The following is a 15,537-nucleotide window of genomic DNA, read 5'->3' as shown; positions in this document are numbered from 1 at the left end:
GCAACCTGAAATGCAGTCAGTGTGGGAGGGGGGCTTGCTCCCGATGGCGGTGGATCAGTCAGCTCATCTGTAGCTGACGCTCTGCCATCGGGAGCAAGCCCCCTCCCACATTTGATTTTCTTTGTTTACTGGATCAGCGTTCGACCGGGACTGAAAGCGCCGGGTTACCCAGCGGATGCGTACGCGCCGCGAAGAATTTCAGCGCCACCCCAGTGCCCTCGAACAACTCCGAATACCGCCGCTTCTGCTGACGAATAAACCCATCGCTGCGCCCCGAAACCGAGATCGCCAGGGTGCTGATGCTGGCTTGGCGAATTGCATCCACCAGGTGTTTATCCTGCGGTCCCAAGTCATGGCCGAAGATGCACAACGCGCCTTCATGGTTCAGCAATTGCTCATAACAGAACGACAGGTAATCCGAGCTGCGGATGCTCTTGAGCTTCTCTTCTACCTTGCCTTCACTGACGAACAGCGGCACATCGTCCAGGGTCTTGATCGTGTTGTTGATCGCAAAGCTGCTGAGCAAGGTGCTGTCGGTGGACGGCAGTTTGCGTGCCGTGCCATCGAGGTTGCGCACCAGGTGCAGGCCACCGTGCAGATAGAGGATGCGCGTGGTATCGGTATGGGTATTGCGCAGGTCGAAGCTTGAGTCGGCGCTGCGGAACAGGTCATCAATGCCCGGCGTGTGCAGGATCGCCCAGTAGTTGAGCAAGTCGTAGTTGCTGGTGAAGACGGTGGCATAGTTGGCCAATTCCGCGTTGATCGTCGTCAGCGTCGACGGTTGCACCAGGCGCCAGGGAATGTGCACAGCATGAATGGTGTTGATCAGCGCTTCCTTGATCGCGTAGTAACGGTTACGCGGCGCCGCCGAACTCACCGCCAGGGCCTTGTTGACCCGACTGGTGGTTTTCAAGGCGCCCAGGGCTTGTTCGAAGCTGCGGGTTTGCAGGGCATCGAATACGCTGAGTTCGGATTGGCTGAGGGGCTTTTCTTCAACGGTGCGGGCGTTTTCGAACAGCGAGTCGTAGGCGAAGTCTTCCCAAATCGTACGACTGGCGCCGTTGCCGATCAGAATCCCGCTGAAGTCGAGGGCCGCGCGCAGGGCGCTCCAGTCTTCAAGGTGGGCGTCAATATCCTGGAAATCCTTCATTGCGGCGGGTCTACTCGAAATCGGCTGGGTGGTGACTTTATCACGAGCCGACGTTGATCCTGATCAAGATGCGCCATGCGGTACAGGTTGATTCTGTAGGTATAAAGCCTCTGAGGATTGACCATGAGCAGCACATTCTTTATCCCCGCCGTCAACATCATGGGCAGCGACTGCCTCGACGAAGCCATGATCGCCATTCGCAATTATGGCTTTCGTAAAGCCTTGATCGTCACCGATGCCGGCCTGGTCAAAGCCGGCATGGCCAGCATGATCGCCGAGAAGCTGGCGATGCAGGATATCGATTCGGCGATCTATGACGGCGCCAGGCCCAACCCCACCGTGGATAATGTCGAGAAAGGCCTGGCACTGCTGCAACAGAGTGCCTGTGACTTCGTAGTGTCCCTGGGCGGCGGCTCGCCCCATGACTGCGCCAAGGGCATCGCGCTGTGCGCCACCAACGGCGGGCGTATCGGCGATTACGAGGGGGTCGACCAATCGAGCAAGCCGCAACTGCCGCTCGTAGCTATCAACACCACCGCCGGCACTGCCAGCGAGATGACACGGTTCTGCATCATCACCGACGAAACCCGCCACGTGAAAATGGCCATCGTTGATCGCAACGTCACGCCGCTGCTGTCGGTCAATGACCCGGCGCTGATGGTCGGCATGCCCAAGGGGCTCACCGCTGCCACTGGCATGGATGCGCTGACCCATGCCATCGAAGCCTATGTGTCCATCGCTGCTACGCCGATCACCGACGCCTGCTCCATCAAGGCCATCGAGCTGATCAGCGCCAACCTGCGTCTGGCGGTGCGCGATGGCAGTGACATGGCGGCACGGGAAAACATGGCCTACGCGCAGTTTCTCGCCGGCATGGCCTTCAATAACGCGTCCCTGGGTTTTGTGCATGCCATGGCTCACCAGTTGGGCGGTTTGTACGACTTGCCCCATGGCGTGTGCAACGCGGTGTTATTGCCCCATGTGCAGAGCTTCAATGCCAGTGTCAGTGCCAAACGCTTGAGCGACGTGGCCCGTGCCCTTGGCGCGGATATCAAGGGCATTACCGTGGAAGAGGGGGCCCAGGCGGCCATCGCAGCGATTCGCCACTTGTCCCAGGACGTGGATATTCCCGCTGGCCTGCGCGAGCTTGGCGCCAAATTGCAGGATATCCCGCTACTGGCTGCCAATGCGTTGAAGGATGCGTGCGGGCTGACCAACCCACGGCGAGCGGATCAGCGGCAGATCGAAGAGATTTTCCGTAGCGCGTTTTGATAGGGGGCAGCCTTTAGCCGCAAGCGTTAAGCTACACGCTGAATGCGTTTAACTTGAGCAAGCTTGCGGCTTGCCGCTGAGGTCCCCTGATGAGAGTTCTGTTATTCGGCGCCACCGGCATGGTCGGGCAGGGCGTACTGCGCGAATGCTTGCTGGCGGCTGATGTGCAGGAAGTCGTCGCCGTCGGCCGTACGCCCCTGACCCAGGAACACGGCAAGCTGCACCAGGTGTTGCACAGCGACATGCTGGATTTCCAACCCCTGGAAAACCTGTTGCAAGGCTTTGACGCGTGTTTCTTCTGCCTCGGCGTTTCCTCGGCGGGCATGAACGAAGCGCGTTACACCCACCTCACCTATGACCTGACTCTGGTCGCCGCCAGCACCCTGGCGCGGCTTAATCCGCAGATGACGTTTATCTATGTGTCCGGTGCCGGCACGGACAGTTCCGAGGCGGGCAAGTCGATGTGGGCGCGGGTCAAGGGCAAGACCGAGAATGCCTTGCTGCGATTGCCGTTCAAGGCGGTGTACCTGTTCCGTCCGGGGGTTATCCAGCCGTTGCATGGTGTGCGTTCGAAAACGCCGCTGTACCAGTCTTTCTACAGCGTGCTCGGGCCTGTGCTCTCGTTTGTGCGTCGGGTAAAACCGGCTTGGGTGGTAAGCACCGAGACCGTCGGCCGGGCGATGTTGCAAGCCGCCAGCCATGGCGCGCCGCAGCCGGTGGTGGAGCAGGCCGAGATCAATCGCCTGGCTGCGGAGCGCCATTGAGGTTGCACAAGCGCTCGATCTGATCAGCCGGCAGTTGCCAGCGCTCGGGCGGGTGCGGCGCTGAACTGAATCAATGCCACGCCGCCGATCAACAACACCGCCCCCAGCACCCGCGGCGTATTCAGTTGGCGTTCCACCAGGCCGAACAGACCAAAATGGTCGAGCAGCAACGACGCAAGAATCTGCCCGGCCATGGCCAACGCAATAAACCCCGATGCGCCCAGCTTGGGCAGCAGCATCAGCGCCAACGAAATAAAACACACGCCGAACGCACCGCCGGCCCACATCCACAAGGGTGCCTTACTGATAAAAGCCAGGCTCGGCAGCGGTAAACGCAGCGCCACCATCACCGGCAGCAGCACGATGATGCTTACCAGCAATGAAGCCAGGGTGGCCCACAACGGGTGCCCGAGCCCGCGCCCGAGGTTGGCGTTGATCGCACTTTGAAACGGCACCACCGCCCCTGCAATCACCGCCAGCGCTAACAAACCCAGCCAATGCAACGTAGTCATTTCAAATCTCCCAGAGGTTTTGCTGGACTCTAGGTTATTCGTCGCGCAAATTTAAATTCCAAATTCTTATGCCGAGCATGCAGCTGATGAATGATCTGCGCCGCATCGACCTGAACCTGCTGGTGATCCTCGATGCCTTGCTCAGCGAGCAACATGTCACCCGCGCTGCCGAGCGCCTGCACCTAAGTCAGCCGGCAGTCAGCCATGCGTTGGCGCGCTTGCGCGATATGCTCGGTGACCCGTTGCTGGTGCGCCAGGGCAGGACGCTGATCCCAACGGCCCGTGCCCTGGAGCTGGCGGCGCCATTAGCTGAAGCCCTGGCCCAGGTGCAGGCGTTATTGGCACCGAATCGGTTTGAGCCTGACTCGGCCAAGCGCCGGTTTCGTGTGGCGATGTCGGACTACAGCGCGGCGATTTTCCTGCCCAGCTTGGTCCGTGTCCTACGCCATGAAGCGCCTGGCATCGATCTGCAGATCATCCAGGCCAGCCGTGAAGGTATGGTCGATGGCGTGCTCAATGGCGATCTCGACCTGGCGGCTGGCGTATTCCCTGATATGCCCGCCGAACTGCGTACTACGCTTCTGTTCGAAGAGCATTACACCTGTTTGATCGACCGCCACAGCCTTGCCCCCAGCGGCGTGCTCGACCTGCCGACTTACCTGGCACGCCCCCATGTGCTGTTGGAGATGCGCGGCAGCGGCACACCGGAAATCGAACGGGCACTGAGCGCGATACGTGAACGGCGGCATGTGGCGATCAGCCTGCCGCATTGGGGCGTGGCACCGCAGTTGATCGAGGGCACGGACCTGATTTTGACGGTGTCGTCCCGCGGTTTACTGGATATCGATCATGCACGCCTGTTGACCGTGCCGCCGCCGTTTCATATTCCGTCCTTTGCCTTTGAGCTGGCCTGGCATGCGCGGCGGGGTGGGGATTCGGGGTTGCAGTGGTTGATTGGGCGGGTGCGGGGTGTATTGAGTGAATAGACGCGTATCACCAGGATTTAGGTGGTTGCCGACGAGTATGAAAAATCCTCATTACCTGAAGTCGCCCCTCCCGAATGCGATACGGAACGATGTAGGGCCATCGAGGTACAACCCACTCGCGTGTTCCAGGCACTCGGCCCTCTTTCCCCATCGCAGGGAACCGGGCCACATGTTCAAGGCCACTCAAAATTGCCTGGACAAACTCATGGGCAGCTTTGGGGTTTTCTTCGGCAATATAGGCTGCTTCATCGTCAAGATTCCTCAGGGCTGTCCGTAGCCACTCAATCTGCATTGGCGCGCCATTTAGCAGCGACAGCGTTTACCTCGGCAACCGTGGCGAATTCACCTGCATCCGCTTCCTTCAGTGCTTTTTGTATTTCTTCGATTTGCCAGGCTTCACGCGCCAAGTATTCACGTAACGCATCAACGGCGAGAAAGGATTTGCTGCGACCGGTAGCCTTGGCAAGATTGGTAAGTGTCTCGGCGACGTCTTCCGGTATACGCAGGGACATAACAGACATATGAACCTCAACGTAGTGATGTGTAATACAACATACTACATCGTTACTGCGTTAACGATTTGCCCCGTTCGTCAGGGGTATCCTGATCAGGAAATAATGATGCTTTCTGGACTCAACCACCTGACCCTGGCTGTGACCGATGTGCCGCGCAGCGTCAGTTTTTATCATGAGTTGTTGCACCTCCAACTCGACGCCACCTGGGACAACGGTGCCTACCTGTCATTACCCGGCCTGTGGGTTTGCCTGTCACTGGACCCGATACGCCCGAGCGTGCCGGCGGCGGACTATACCCACTATGCCTTCACCGTCGAGTCCGCGCATTTCGCCGCGCTGGTCGAGCGCCTGCGGGCGGCTGGCGTGCAGGAGTGGCGCGACAACCGCAGCGAAGGCGCGTCGTTTTATTTCCTCGATCCCGACGGCCATAAGCTGGAGGCCCATGTCGGCGACTTGGCCTCGCGCCTGCAAGCCTGTCGCGCCAAGCCTTATGCGGGAATGAAGTTTTACCCGCCGCGCTGAAACATGCAGAATCAATCACCTTCACACGTCTGTCAGAGCGCCTGCCTATGACCTCCTCCTTGCTGCTCGCCGTCCTTGCATCGGGTTTTATCTACGGTATTACCCCCGGGCCGGGTGTCTTGGCTGTGTTCGGCATCGGCGCTGCCCGTGGTCGACGTGCCGGGGCGGGTTTCCTGTGTGGGCATTTGCTCGGCGATGTGGTGTGGTGCAGCACGGCGCTGATTGCCATCGTCGGTGCGCGGGAAGTCGGCAGCGGCGCGTTCGATGTACTGGGGGTGCTCAGCGGTGTGTATCTGTTCTGGCTCGGCTGGCGGGCGATCCGCACCCAGCGCCGCAGCGGCGATGCGCCCCAGGGCGCGGCGCGGCATCCGTTCTGGCATGGCATTCTGTTCGGCCTGACCAACCCCAAGGCGTATCCGGTTGCCGTGGCGACCTTCACGGCGTTGCTGTCCAGCCGTGCCGAATTGCTGACCTGGTCGATGCTGCCGTCGCTGATTTTCCTGAGCTTTATCGGTGGCCTGTTGGCCTACGCGATCCTGATCGGCGTGGTCGGCGCCCAGCGGGTGCGTACGGTGTATCAGCGTCATGAAATCCTGATCACCCGGCTCTGTGGCGTGATGTTTATCGGCTTTGCCATCAATGCCTTGGCGCACGCGTTGCCGGGCTTGTTCGGCAATAAACCGGCCTGACGCATCCACGACCGTTCGTCGCACTGGCAGGTTTTTTCTAAACCTTTGCCGCGCAAAAAATTCGAACTCAGAGCGGGGCGTGTTTTCCCCGCACTTATTTTTGCCCTGGAGGAACCCATCATGAGCCGCATGGCTATCCGGTTACGCACCGCCAGTTTCGCGATGCTGCTGGGCCTCGGCGCCAGCAATGCTTTCGCCCAGTCGCCTGCCGAATTCATCGAGCAAGCTTCGGCCAAAGGGATGGCCGATATCGAAACCAGTCGCATGGCCCACGCCAAGACCTCATCCCAAGAGATCAAGGACTACACCATCGAGGTCATCAACGAACGTACCCTGGCCAACCAGCACTTGGCAGCCATCGCCAAGAAGCTCGACTTGCCGGTAGCACCTCGGGAAAAGATCGTTGATAAAGCCGAAACCCTGATGCCCGAACTCAAGGACGGCGATTCCTTTGACGCGGCCTACACCGCCCAACAGGTCAAGGAAAACGAGGACGCCATCGCCCTGTTCAAGAAAGAAGGTGCCGCGTCGGATGTGCCGGAAATAAAAGCACTCGTGGATGAAACGCTGCCCAAGCTCGAAGAGCGTCTGCAAAAAGCCCGAGCCCTGGCATCGACCTATGGCAAGGGGCATCAAGGTGATGGCTGAGGTTATTGCGTGAAATAAAAAAACGGCGATTGGATTACTCCAACCGCCGTTTTTTTCAGGCCTGGTTCAGGTCAGTCTTGGTCTGCGCTGCATCGTCGGCCGTGGCCCCGCAACTGCTGTTCAAACTCACCTTGTCGCTGCTGCCAATGCTGCGGTACTCCTTGCGCAGTCTTTCGAGTTCCTTGCGGTCCAGGCCATCCAGGCTGAGCACGGCATTCTGTGCGTCTTTGGACGCGCGCAAGAGTTCATCGATTTTGATATGCAGGATGTCGTTATCCCGGTTTTGCGTGTTCTGGATCAGGAACACCATCAGGAAGGTGATGATGGTAGTCGAGGTGTTGATGATCAGTTGCCAGGTGTCGTTGTAGTGAAAGTACGGCCCGCTCAGACTCCATAGGAGAATCAGCGCGACTGCCGCGTAGAAGGTCCTGGGGCTGCCTGCCCAACGTGACAGGGCTTGGGAGACTGCAGAGAATTTCATGACCGTTTTTCCTCAAAAAGGGTGATGAAAATACTGACCGCGGGCAGCCGCTGAAATTTCTTTTTACAACTTAGCATTTGAACAAAATTGTGCGTTTTTCTTCCAGATATTTAGGCAGGAACCTACGGCGACCCAAGGCGGCCAAGGCAAGACTGGGTTTTTATCTGGATATCGCCTCATGGATGCCAATCCCGCCTTTGACCTAGCCACGCTTTATCATCTGACCGAGGACCACTATTTTGCCGCCACCTGCCTGACGCATCGACGCTACTGCGCAGCCATCAATGCCTATTTTATCGACGAGCATGATTTCCCGTGGAATTTGCTGTTCATTCGCCTGGGCAGCGCCCCATTGGGTGAGGAAATGGCTGCGGCCCTTGAGCTGATCCGACGCACCCTGATCGAAGTACGCCTAGTGATTCATGAGCAAAAGGTCGAGGGCTTGCGCGAAGTGCTCACGGGGCTCGATTTTCACTCTGCTGAAAAGACCACGGCAATGGTCCTCCAATTGTCAGCGCTTATTCCATCAGAGGGTGAGGGCGATGTGCAGGTCCGCCTGACACGGGATTTGAATGAGTGGGCCGTTCCGCTTGGCAATGCGTACGCGATGCTACCCGAGGTGGTTGCGAATTATCAGGCCCGGCACCAGAGGGCCCTGGACGCTGATGAAAGCCTTTATCACTTCACCCTGTCCGCCGAAGGGCAGGTGAGCTGCTCGTTGACCTTGTCTCTATGCAACGGTGAGGCCCGGCTTAATGATGTCGGCACGCTTATTAACTTGCGTGGAAGAGGCTATGCCACGCGTTTGATTCGAGAGGCCCTGCATCATGCGTCGAGCCTGGGCGCCCAGCGTTGCTTTCTCGAGGCATCGGAGGGCGCCGTCCCGCTGTATCGCAAGTTGGGTTTCGAACGTTTATTCGACTATCGGGCTTTTGTTCGCGTGGCTTTACCAGGCCTATGATCAGAAAGCCATTTTGATTTGGCCGCGATCTTCGAGGGTCAATAGATACTGTTTGGCCTCAAGCCCTCCTGCAAACCCGGTCAGCCCGCCCGATGCACCCACTACGCGGTGGCACGGCGCGATGATCGAGATCGGATTGCGCCCGTTGGCGGCGCCTACTGCGCGCACGGCCTTCGGGTTGCCGATCTGCTGGGCGATCTGGCTGTAGCTGCGGGTTTCGCCGAACGGAATGGTCAATAGCGCCTGCCAGACTTGCTTTTGAAAGTCGGTGCCGATGAAGTCCAGTTCCAGCTCGAACCGGTTGCGCGTTCCATCAAAGTACTCCCTCAATTGACGCTCGGTTTCCAACAGCACCGGGTTGTCGTTGGCCTCGATCAATTCGCCCAGGCGCACGCGGTTGGCACGTTCCACTTCCCACAGGATGGCGCTGAGCCTGCCATTGCGCGTCACCAGGGTCAGTTCACCGACGGGGGAAGGCATGAGCTTGTATTGGTAAGTCATGAGCAGGCTCCTCGAAAGGGCGTTAATGGGGACAACGCTACTGTAGTGCCAGAAGCCGGCGAGGAAACTGCGTTTCTTGCGGTCAAATTCTTCGCCAGCCTAGAAGTTCCAGTAGACCCAATTGGAGTAGTACGGGTACCAATAGAGCCATGAGATCCAATAGAGCGCCACGAGCACTGATGCATGACCCATCGCCAACGAAATCACATTGAGCACGGTCATGGTCAGCGCGAAAAACGTCACGCGTCGGCTGGCATGGCGCGAGGCGAACCTTACGCCGTAAATCGATGCTGCAATCGATCCAAGTATCAGGAACCAGCCAAGGGGAAATGGCAGCCTTAAAAACGAGACCAGCAGCGGCACCACCACCACCCAGCCGACCACTTGACGCAGGATAGGTTTTTCAAGCATGCAGCGCTCCGGATCTCTGACTCGACGAGCTGACATCATCACGATGTGTATTTGTCACCACCGTAAGATTTTACTTAGGTAATTACCGGTCCTGCTGCAATACCTTGAGCGCTGCCGACGCCAGGAACCCCGAGCGGCTTTTTTCTTCCGGATGATTCAACACATATTCATCGATGCGATTCAACAGGTAACCCGGCAGCGTGATGTTGAGTTTTTGCGCCTTGCCCAGGTACTTGGTGACATCGATGTCCACCACTGCCCACGTGCAGCCAGCGTACTGTGGGTTGGCGGCATGCAGGGTGACTTTCTGGGCGCTGGGGATCGGCGCGCCATCCTCTGCCAGGATCTCGAAGTGCCCTTCGATGGCTTCGCGGGCCATGGCCATGGCGTCGTCCAGGTCATCGCCGGCGGAGTAGCAGCCTGGAATATCCGGGACCTCCACGCCCCACGCGTGGTCCTTGTCGCCGGTTGAAATTGCGATGGGGTAAAGCATGTGTGTTGCCCTCCAGGGACGGTTAACTCAACAGAGCCTGTCTCAAGATGCTCTTGGCGGTCTTATCCAGCAGGTCCTTTTTTGGATGAGGGATCGTTACCAACCCTGGCTTCGTCGGGTGCTTGAAATGGTGATGACTGCCCCTGATGCGTACAAGATACCAACCGTCTGCAACGATATGACCGATCAAATAGCGACTGTCCACATCACCTCCTTGTGGTGTGTGTTGGTGGTGACTATAACCACTGAAAGAAAATAATCAACACGCTACCTACCAGCGGTAGCTGTGCGGTTTTTCAGCAGGCGTTGAATGAAGTGTATGGGCGCGCAGCCAAGGCGCCGTGGAGAGGTATTGCAAGGATTTTCCGGGGTTAACGGGTAGGCAGTGATTGCTCAAGTACGCCAAGAAATGCATCCGCCAATACACTTCTTGCTGATGCCGGGGTCAGTACCAGCAACTGTGCACACGCATCCACTTCCTGCATTGGCCTATAGGTCACGCCCCTGTTCATCAGACTCTGCGTACAGTCCGGCACCAGCGCCACGCCCTGTCCGGCCGCCACCAGGGCGATGATCGAAGTGATCTGCCGCCCGGTCGGCCCAGGCCGCAACGGATGGCCGTGGTGGCGGTAAAGTTGCTCGATGGACTGGTTCAAGCCTGACCCATAGTCAGCCGGAAACAGAATCAGCGGGTAAGTGCTCAGTTGCGCCAGGCTGACCGTCGCCTGGCTCGCCAACGGGCTGTCGCTGGAGACCGCTGCCACCAGCCGTTCTTCACCCAGTGACAATACCTGGACATCAGTGCTTTTTGGCAACAGCCGGCTCAAGCCGATATCCAGGCGCCCATCTGCCACCTGGGCGCCCAGACCGCCGGAGGCGCACTCCACCAAGGTCAGTTGCACATCGGGAAAGCGCTGGGCGAAGGCCTGGATGGCGCGGCTGAACAGGTCTGACAGGGCGATTGAGCTGACGTAGCCCAATGTCAGCTGGCCCGCCGTGCCGGCAGCCAATTTACCGGCGATCACCTGCGCCAACTCCACCTGTTCCAACACGCTCCTGGCGTAGGGCAGAAACGCTCGTCCCTGGGCGGTGAGGGTGACCGTACGGCTGGTGCGATCAAACAGCTTGAACCCCAATTCGGTTTCCAGGGCGGAAATCTGCCGGGTCAGCGGCGGCTGGGCCAGATGCAGGCGAAGTGCTGCGCGGCCGAAGTGCAATTCTTCGGCGACCGTCAGAAAGTAACGCAGCTTGCGTAGGTCGAGCATCCTGGTCCTTGGGTATCAATCGGTCGGAATTCGGTATTGGTTTTAAGCCCTCTGGCCATTCTATAAAGACCGCACAAAATAAAACGAGAAGTTTCATGAAACCGCGCCTGCATTGTGCCCGTCTTGCCCTGTTCCTGTGTGGTTGCGCGGCGTTTCTCAATCTCTATGCCACCCAGAGCATCCTGCAAGTGTTCGCCGCGCAATTTCATATCAGCGCCAAGACTGCGGGATGGAGTATTACCGTGACCACACTGGCCGTGGCGATGACTGCGCCATTTGTCAGCCGCCTGACCCGGCACTTCGAACAGCGCACTGTGATCTCGACTGCGGCGTTGCTGCTGGCCGGGCCGGTGCTGATGACGGCTTATGCTGACAGCTTCGCGCAAGTACTGGTGTGGCGCTTTGTCGAGGGCATGTTGATCCCGTTTGTGTTTGCCTCCAGCGTGGCCTACATCGGCGATCGCTGGCGCGGCGGCACGGTGACCGAAGTCACCAGCCTTTACGTGGCGGGCACCGTGTTGGGAGGGCTTGGCGGGCGCTTCATCACTGGGGTGGTGACCGAATATGTGGGCTGGCGTGAAGCGTTTGAGTGGCTGGCGGTGCTGAGCTTGATGGTGGGTGGTTTTATTCAGTTCCTGCTGCCGGCCAACCGCCCGCGGGTGCAGCAAGTCCAGACGGCTTCGTCAGGCGTTTGGCGCAGGCCGTTGCTGGCCGCTTACGCCGTAGGCTTTTGCGTATTGTTCTCGCAAGTCGCTACTTTTACATACGTAGGTTTATACCTTGGCTTACCGCCATTCAACCTCGGGCCTGCCGCTTTGGGGGCGCTGTACATGGTGTTTCTATTGGCATTGATCGTGATCCCCATCGCTGGCCGCCTCAGCAAAGCCCGCCCGCATGTCGAATTGCTGAGCGTTGCCGCCATCTTGGGCGTCTGTGGTTCGGCCCTGACCCTGATGCCTTCCCTCTGGTGCATTGTGGTGGGCCTGGCACTCAGTTCTACCGGCGTGTTCCTCGCCCAAGCCACTGCCAATGCCTTCACCACCGCCACCGCCACCGCCACCGCTGGCGCCGACAAGGCAGGGGCGGTGGGGGTCTATCTCACCTGTTATTACCTGGGGGGTAGCTGCGGCGCTATCGTCCCGGCACTGATCTGGGAGCGTTGGGGTTGGGCCGGTTGTGTGGGGCTGATCATGGGTTTCCAGGTGCTGACCCTGTTGATCGCGTCGGCCGGCTGGAAGCCCCTAAAACCTGAGCTGATCCGTGTACCGTGACCCATAAAAAAACCGGCCACCAAGGGCCGGTTCTTATGCATTCGCGCCGGAACCATCCCGACGCAAGCGCAAAATCTGAGTGGAGCGGGTAGAGGGAATCGAACCCTCAACTAAAGCTTGGGAAGCTTTCGTTTTGCCACTAAACTATACCCGCTCAGAGCGGCTGACTTTGTACCAGAAGTCAGCCAGGATTTGAAGTTTTTCTTCGAAAAATGTGCGGGTTGCATGTGGCGAGGGCGCTCGCTCACGCTGGAGTGCGAAACGCTCCTAAAGACAGTGGATCTGCTTCGCACTCCAAGCCGCTCCCGTCAGCCTTCATTTCAGATGGCAAACGCCTGCTGGGCGTGACCCTGCTGATACCGCAACCTGCTCACCTGCCGCTCCGGTTTCAAGAAGCCCACCACCGCCTCACGGCTGTCCCGACACGCCGCTTTATGCTCCATATCCAGGAAATGCCCCGTCGCCTGGATGGTGCTGAAGCTGCTCTTGGCCACATGCTGGCCAAACAGCTTGGCATCTCCGGCGCTGGTGTATTCGTCCCATTCACCGTTCAGGAACAGCACCGGAATGTCGATCTGCCTCGCCGCCTTGAGGTAGCACAGCCGGTCGCTGTTGAGCACGTGGCTGATATGGAAGTGCATCTGCCCGTATTCGTGCTCGGCCAGGCTGCTGACGTGGCGGTAGTTGAAGCGTTTGAACAGCGACGGCAGGTGTTTGCCGAGGGTGCTGTTGACCAACTGGCCGACGCGGTCACGGTCGAGGTTGCCGAGATAGTCGACGCCGCGTTCGAGGTAGTCACGCATGGGGGCGTTGATCACTGGCGAGAATGAGCTGATCACGGCTTTCTCCACGCGGCGAGGCCGGTGCGCGAGGGCGACCAGAGTGGCAGCACCGCCCCAGGAGAAAGACAGCACGTGCTCGGCGGCGAAGTGGGCGAGCAGCTCCAAGAGAATCTGGCCTTCGACTTCCTTCGTCAGCATCTGCTCATGACGGTTATGGATTTTTGAGCGGCCAGCGTAGGGCTGGTCGTACAAAACCACATTGAATTGCGGGTACAGGCTTTTCACGGTTTGAGCGAAGGACGCCGTGGTCGCCATGGAGCCATTGACCAGGACGATGGTCTTTTCAGCTGCGTCCGCGCGATAGAACTCCGTATACACCCGATACTGCCCCTGTATATCCAGCACAGCGATTTCTGGCCTCATGTCGTAAGACTCCTGGCAAGCGGGTAGTGCGCGCAGATCACTCTGCACGAGCTTTGTGACAGGTAGGCATACGCCTGGAAAGGAGGGCCCATGTCCGTCCGATGACGGCTGGTGCACGGGTGTAGTCATGGCGGCTGTTTGCCGGAAAGGCCCGTCAATCAAGCGCGGGCGAGGCAAAGTCTTTCTTGGAGATTATGGAGGTTCATCAGCCTGAAACTGGCTCAGACCCTGATTCAAGCAGTCCACACGGCAGGTCGCAAGGCGACAGCGCTGTTTCTTGTCATCACCGGCCGAACGGTCGTCAGACTTGTCGGATCTCTTCGTCAGTCAATGGCCGATATTGGCCCGGCGCCAGCGCCGCATCCAGCACCAAAGGTCCCATTCGCTCACGATGCAGGCCGATCACCTTGTTATCAAAATACCCGAACATGCGCTTCACCTGATGGTAGCGCCCTTCGATGATGCTCAACCGCGCCGTTCTTGAGCTCAGTAGTTCAAGCTCGGCGGGTTGGGTGGTGAGGTCTTCGAAGGCGAAATAGACACCCTTGGCAAACATCGCCGCGTATTCCGGGCCGATGTCCTGCTCGGTTTGCACGTAGTAAACCTTGGGCAACTTGGTCTGTGGTTGCGTCAGGCGTCGTGACCACTGGCCGTCGTTAGTGATCAGCATCAGGCCGGTGGTATTGAAATCCAGGCGACCGGCGATATGCAGTTCGACCTTGTCCGGTTCATCCAGCAAGTCCAGGACCGTGGGGTGTTGTGGGTCCGAAGTGGCGCTGACGCAACCCTGGGGTTTGTGCAGCATGAAATAGCGCGCCGGTTTACCCGCCTGCAGTACGGCGTCATCAACGCAGACCAGGCTGAATTCACGCACGTCATGATGGGGGTCGCTGACCGCCACGCCATCGACGGTCACCCGGCGCTCCGCAAGCAGCAGGCGCACTTGCTGGCGATTGAACTGCGGCAGGTTGCTGAGGAAGCGGTCAACGCGCATTGCGCTGACGCAACCGGGCGTCCACCTGGGCACAGCGCGGGCACAAGCAGGCTTGATTGCGCACTTCATCAGGCAAGGCTTCAAGCACCGCCGGGTCGATGGTGACGCTGTAGCACCAGCAGGCTTGGTCGGCGGTACGCGGGTCGGCCAGTGTGCAGTCGTTGCGGGCACCGCAAGCGGGGCAGAGGGTTGGCGTGGTCATCGGTCGGTTCAGGCAGGCATCGGGCAGGGTTGCGCAAGTTCCTGCACGATACAGTGCTGCTCAGTCGCGTTCCATCTCCCTGTCCTGAAGACTGGTATTCAATTCGTCTGAAACAGATGTTTCTACTTGTGTCGTCAGCGCACCAGATTCTGTTTTTGATGTCAGATATTTCGTCATTCAGTGAAAGCTGAATGCCGCTTCCCAGCGTCGCTGGAGGGGCTCTTCCGCGGTCCAGGAGGCCGCCATGTATCGACGACTGCTACTTATCGCTTTGCTCGGCCTGACCCTTTGTGCCTGCGTGCCCTACTACGATGGAGGCTCTACTTACTACCGTTCGCAGGTCTACACCGCACCTGCGCCGGCCTATTACTACGGTGGCCCGCGTTACTCCCCATATGGGCGCAGTTACTACGCTCCAGCGCCTCGCTACTATGCGCCACCGCCTCGTTATTATTCCGCGCCGCGTTACTACCAGCCCGCGCCGCGTTATTACCCGAGGGCCGGTTACAGGCCCTATCAGAACCAGGGATGGGACAATCGCTGGGGCAACGGTGGGTATGGGCGGGGTTCCGATCACGGACGTGGCCGCGGCGGTCACCGTTAAATGTTTTGAAAAACAAGCGGCGCCTGATGCGCCGCTTTTTTTAACCGTTTGTCGGTACTGTCAGATTTAACAGCTATCTTTGGGTTTCTAG

Annotated in this window: 22 protein-coding genes and 1 tRNA gene; 9 read left to right on the top strand and 14 right to left on the bottom strand. The window is 58.7% G+C overall.

The genetic code is table 11. The features are described 5' to 3' along the window. Positions 1–133 precede the first annotated feature (133 nt). Positions 134–1,150: a DUF4917 family protein gene (locus NMB39_RS21765; RefSeq protein ID WP_057021998.1), complete on the bottom strand. Its 1,017-nt coding sequence runs from the start codon at positions 1,148–1,150 to the stop codon at positions 134–136. Positions 1,151–1,273: 123 nt separating this feature from the next. Here NMB39_RS21765 and yiaY point away from each other — a divergent pair, with 123 nt between their 5' ends. Together yiaY and NMB39_RS21755 are read left to right on the top strand one after the other, a co-directional pair. Beyond that, the gene (gene yiaY, locus NMB39_RS21760; protein ID WP_494340081.1) at positions 1,274–2,422 is read left to right on the top strand and encodes an L-threonine dehydrogenase; all 1,149 of its coding nucleotides are present in this window, start codon (positions 1,274–1,276) and stop codon (positions 2,420–2,422) included. Between the two features lie 89 nt (positions 2,423–2,511). Beyond that, on the top strand, positions 2,512–3,186 hold the full coding sequence (locus NMB39_RS21755) for an NAD(P)H-binding protein (RefSeq protein ID WP_367235915.1): 675 nt from the start codon (positions 2,512–2,514) through the stop codon (positions 3,184–3,186). Between the two features lie 23 nt (positions 3,187–3,209). Here the strand turns inward: NMB39_RS21755 and NMB39_RS21750 are convergent, their stop codons facing one another. Then, positions 3,210–3,698, bottom strand: coding sequence for a DMT family transporter (locus NMB39_RS21750; RefSeq protein ID WP_494340082.1), 489 nt, complete (start codon positions 3,696–3,698; stop codon positions 3,210–3,212). Positions 3,699–3,775: 77 nt separating this feature from the next. On the opposite strand from NMB39_RS21750, the gene NMB39_RS21745 reads away from it, so the two are divergent. After that, the gene (locus NMB39_RS21745) at positions 3,776–4,684 is read left to right on the top strand and encodes a LysR substrate-binding domain-containing protein (RefSeq protein WP_414896207.1); all 909 of its coding nucleotides are present in this window, start codon (positions 3,776–3,778) and stop codon (positions 4,682–4,684) included. A gap of 7 nt (positions 4,685–4,691) precedes the next feature. Here the strand turns inward: NMB39_RS21745 and NMB39_RS21740 are convergent, their stop codons facing one another. Both NMB39_RS21740 and NMB39_RS21735 read right to left on the bottom strand, forming a co-directional pair. Beyond that, the gene (locus NMB39_RS21740; protein WP_082636613.1) at positions 4,692–4,976 is read right to left on the bottom strand and encodes a type II toxin-antitoxin system RelE/ParE family toxin; all 285 of its coding nucleotides are present in this window, start codon (positions 4,974–4,976) and stop codon (positions 4,692–4,694) included. Then, positions 4,966–5,205, bottom strand: coding sequence for a CopG family ribbon-helix-helix protein (locus NMB39_RS21735; protein WP_057022003.1), 240 nt, complete (start codon positions 5,203–5,205; stop codon positions 4,966–4,968). Before NMB39_RS21735 ends, NMB39_RS21740 begins: the two co-directional genes overlap by 11 nt. A gap of 99 nt (positions 5,206–5,304) precedes the next feature. Between NMB39_RS21735 and fos the strand changes: the two genes are divergently transcribed. The 3 genes from fos (at position 5,305) to NMB39_RS21720 (ending at position 7,058) form a co-directional block, all read left to right on the top strand. Continuing rightward, entirely contained in the window at positions 5,305–5,721 is a 417-nt protein-coding gene (gene fos, locus NMB39_RS21730; RefSeq protein ID WP_494340083.1) for a fosfomycin resistance glutathione transferase, read from the top strand. Between the two features lie 47 nt (positions 5,722–5,768). After that, positions 5,769–6,410, top strand: coding sequence for a LysE family translocator (locus NMB39_RS21725; RefSeq protein ID WP_057022005.1), 642 nt, complete (start codon positions 5,769–5,771; stop codon positions 6,408–6,410). 120 nt (positions 6,411–6,530) lie between these two features. Continuing rightward, complete coding sequence (locus NMB39_RS21720) at positions 6,531–7,058, top strand: DUF4142 domain-containing protein (protein ID WP_005785958.1); 528 nt, start codon at positions 6,531–6,533, stop codon at positions 7,056–7,058. A 55-nt stretch (positions 7,059–7,113) separates the two neighbouring features. Here the strand turns inward: NMB39_RS21720 and NMB39_RS21715 are convergent, their stop codons facing one another. Continuing rightward, a complete protein-coding gene (locus NMB39_RS21715) occupies positions 7,114–7,539 on the bottom strand; it encodes a low affinity iron permease family protein (protein ID WP_124399707.1) in 426 nt (141 codons plus the stop codon). A 178-nt stretch (positions 7,540–7,717) separates the two neighbouring features. On the opposite strand from NMB39_RS21715, the gene NMB39_RS21710 reads away from it, so the two are divergent. Continuing rightward, the gene (locus NMB39_RS21710; protein ID WP_494340084.1) at positions 7,718–8,500 is read left to right on the top strand and encodes a GNAT family N-acetyltransferase; all 783 of its coding nucleotides are present in this window, start codon (positions 7,718–7,720) and stop codon (positions 8,498–8,500) included. Here the strand turns inward: NMB39_RS21710 and NMB39_RS21705 are convergent, their stop codons facing one another. The 5 genes from NMB39_RS21705 to NMB39_RS21685 form a co-directional block, all read right to left on the bottom strand. Next, complete coding sequence (locus NMB39_RS21705; RefSeq protein ID WP_056847381.1) at positions 8,501–9,001, bottom strand: methylated-DNA--[protein]-cysteine S-methyltransferase; 501 nt, start codon at positions 8,999–9,001, stop codon at positions 8,501–8,503. 99 nt (positions 9,002–9,100) lie between these two features. Beyond that, positions 9,101–9,412, bottom strand: a complete 312-nt coding sequence (locus tag NMB39_RS21700) for a hypothetical protein (RefSeq protein WP_306957347.1) — start codon at positions 9,410–9,412, stop codon at positions 9,101–9,103. 82 nt (positions 9,413–9,494) lie between these two features. Continuing rightward, positions 9,495–9,905, bottom strand: coding sequence for a type II toxin-antitoxin system HicB family antitoxin (locus NMB39_RS21695; protein WP_057022010.1), 411 nt, complete (start codon positions 9,903–9,905; stop codon positions 9,495–9,497). Positions 9,906–9,927: 22 nt separating this feature from the next. Continuing rightward, positions 9,928–10,110, bottom strand: a complete 183-nt coding sequence (locus NMB39_RS21690) for a type II toxin-antitoxin system HicA family toxin (protein ID WP_082636614.1) — start codon at positions 10,108–10,110, stop codon at positions 9,928–9,930. 166 nt (positions 10,111–10,276) lie between these two features. Next, entirely contained in the window at positions 10,277–11,170 is an 894-nt protein-coding gene (locus NMB39_RS21685) for a LysR family transcriptional regulator (RefSeq protein ID WP_494340085.1), read from the bottom strand. A 95-nt stretch (positions 11,171–11,265) separates the two neighbouring features. Here NMB39_RS21685 and NMB39_RS21680 point away from each other — a divergent pair, with 95 nt between their 5' ends. Continuing rightward, complete coding sequence (locus NMB39_RS21680) at positions 11,266–12,441, top strand: MFS transporter (protein WP_057022013.1); 1,176 nt, start codon at positions 11,266–11,268, stop codon at positions 12,439–12,441. Positions 12,442–12,521: 80 nt separating this feature from the next. On the opposite strand, the gene NMB39_RS21675 is transcribed toward NMB39_RS21680, so the two are convergent. The 4 genes from NMB39_RS21675 to NMB39_RS21660 all read right to left on the bottom strand — a co-directional run bounded on the left by NMB39_RS21675 (position 12,522) and on the right by NMB39_RS21660 (position 14,842). Continuing rightward, positions 12,522–12,595, bottom strand: a tRNA-Gly gene (locus NMB39_RS21675). A gap of 166 nt (positions 12,596–12,761) precedes the next feature. Further along, a complete protein-coding gene (locus NMB39_RS21670) occupies positions 12,762–13,646 on the bottom strand; it encodes an alpha/beta fold hydrolase (RefSeq protein ID WP_057022014.1) in 885 nt (294 codons plus the stop codon). A 301-nt stretch (positions 13,647–13,947) separates the two neighbouring features. Then, entirely contained in the window at positions 13,948–14,640 is a 693-nt protein-coding gene (locus NMB39_RS21665) for a 16S rRNA pseudouridine(516) synthase (RefSeq protein ID WP_057022015.1), read from the bottom strand. After that, positions 14,630–14,842: a cysteine-rich CWC family protein gene (locus tag NMB39_RS21660; RefSeq protein ID WP_057022016.1), complete on the bottom strand. Its 213-nt coding sequence runs from the start codon at positions 14,840–14,842 to the stop codon at positions 14,630–14,632. The genes NMB39_RS21665 and NMB39_RS21660 overlap by 11 nt, the downstream gene beginning before the upstream one ends. A gap of 244 nt (positions 14,843–15,086) precedes the next feature. Here NMB39_RS21660 and NMB39_RS21655 point away from each other — a divergent pair, with 244 nt between their 5' ends. Next, entirely contained in the window at positions 15,087–15,446 is a 360-nt protein-coding gene (locus NMB39_RS21655) for a hypothetical protein (protein ID WP_082636615.1), read from the top strand. Positions 15,447–15,537: the final 91 nt, after the last annotated feature.

The sequence above is a fragment of the Pseudomonas sp. FBCC-B545 genome (assembly GCF_059134095.1).
Note: the sequence above shows the minus strand (reverse complement) of the source record. Positions and strands in the feature narration are given on the sequence as shown.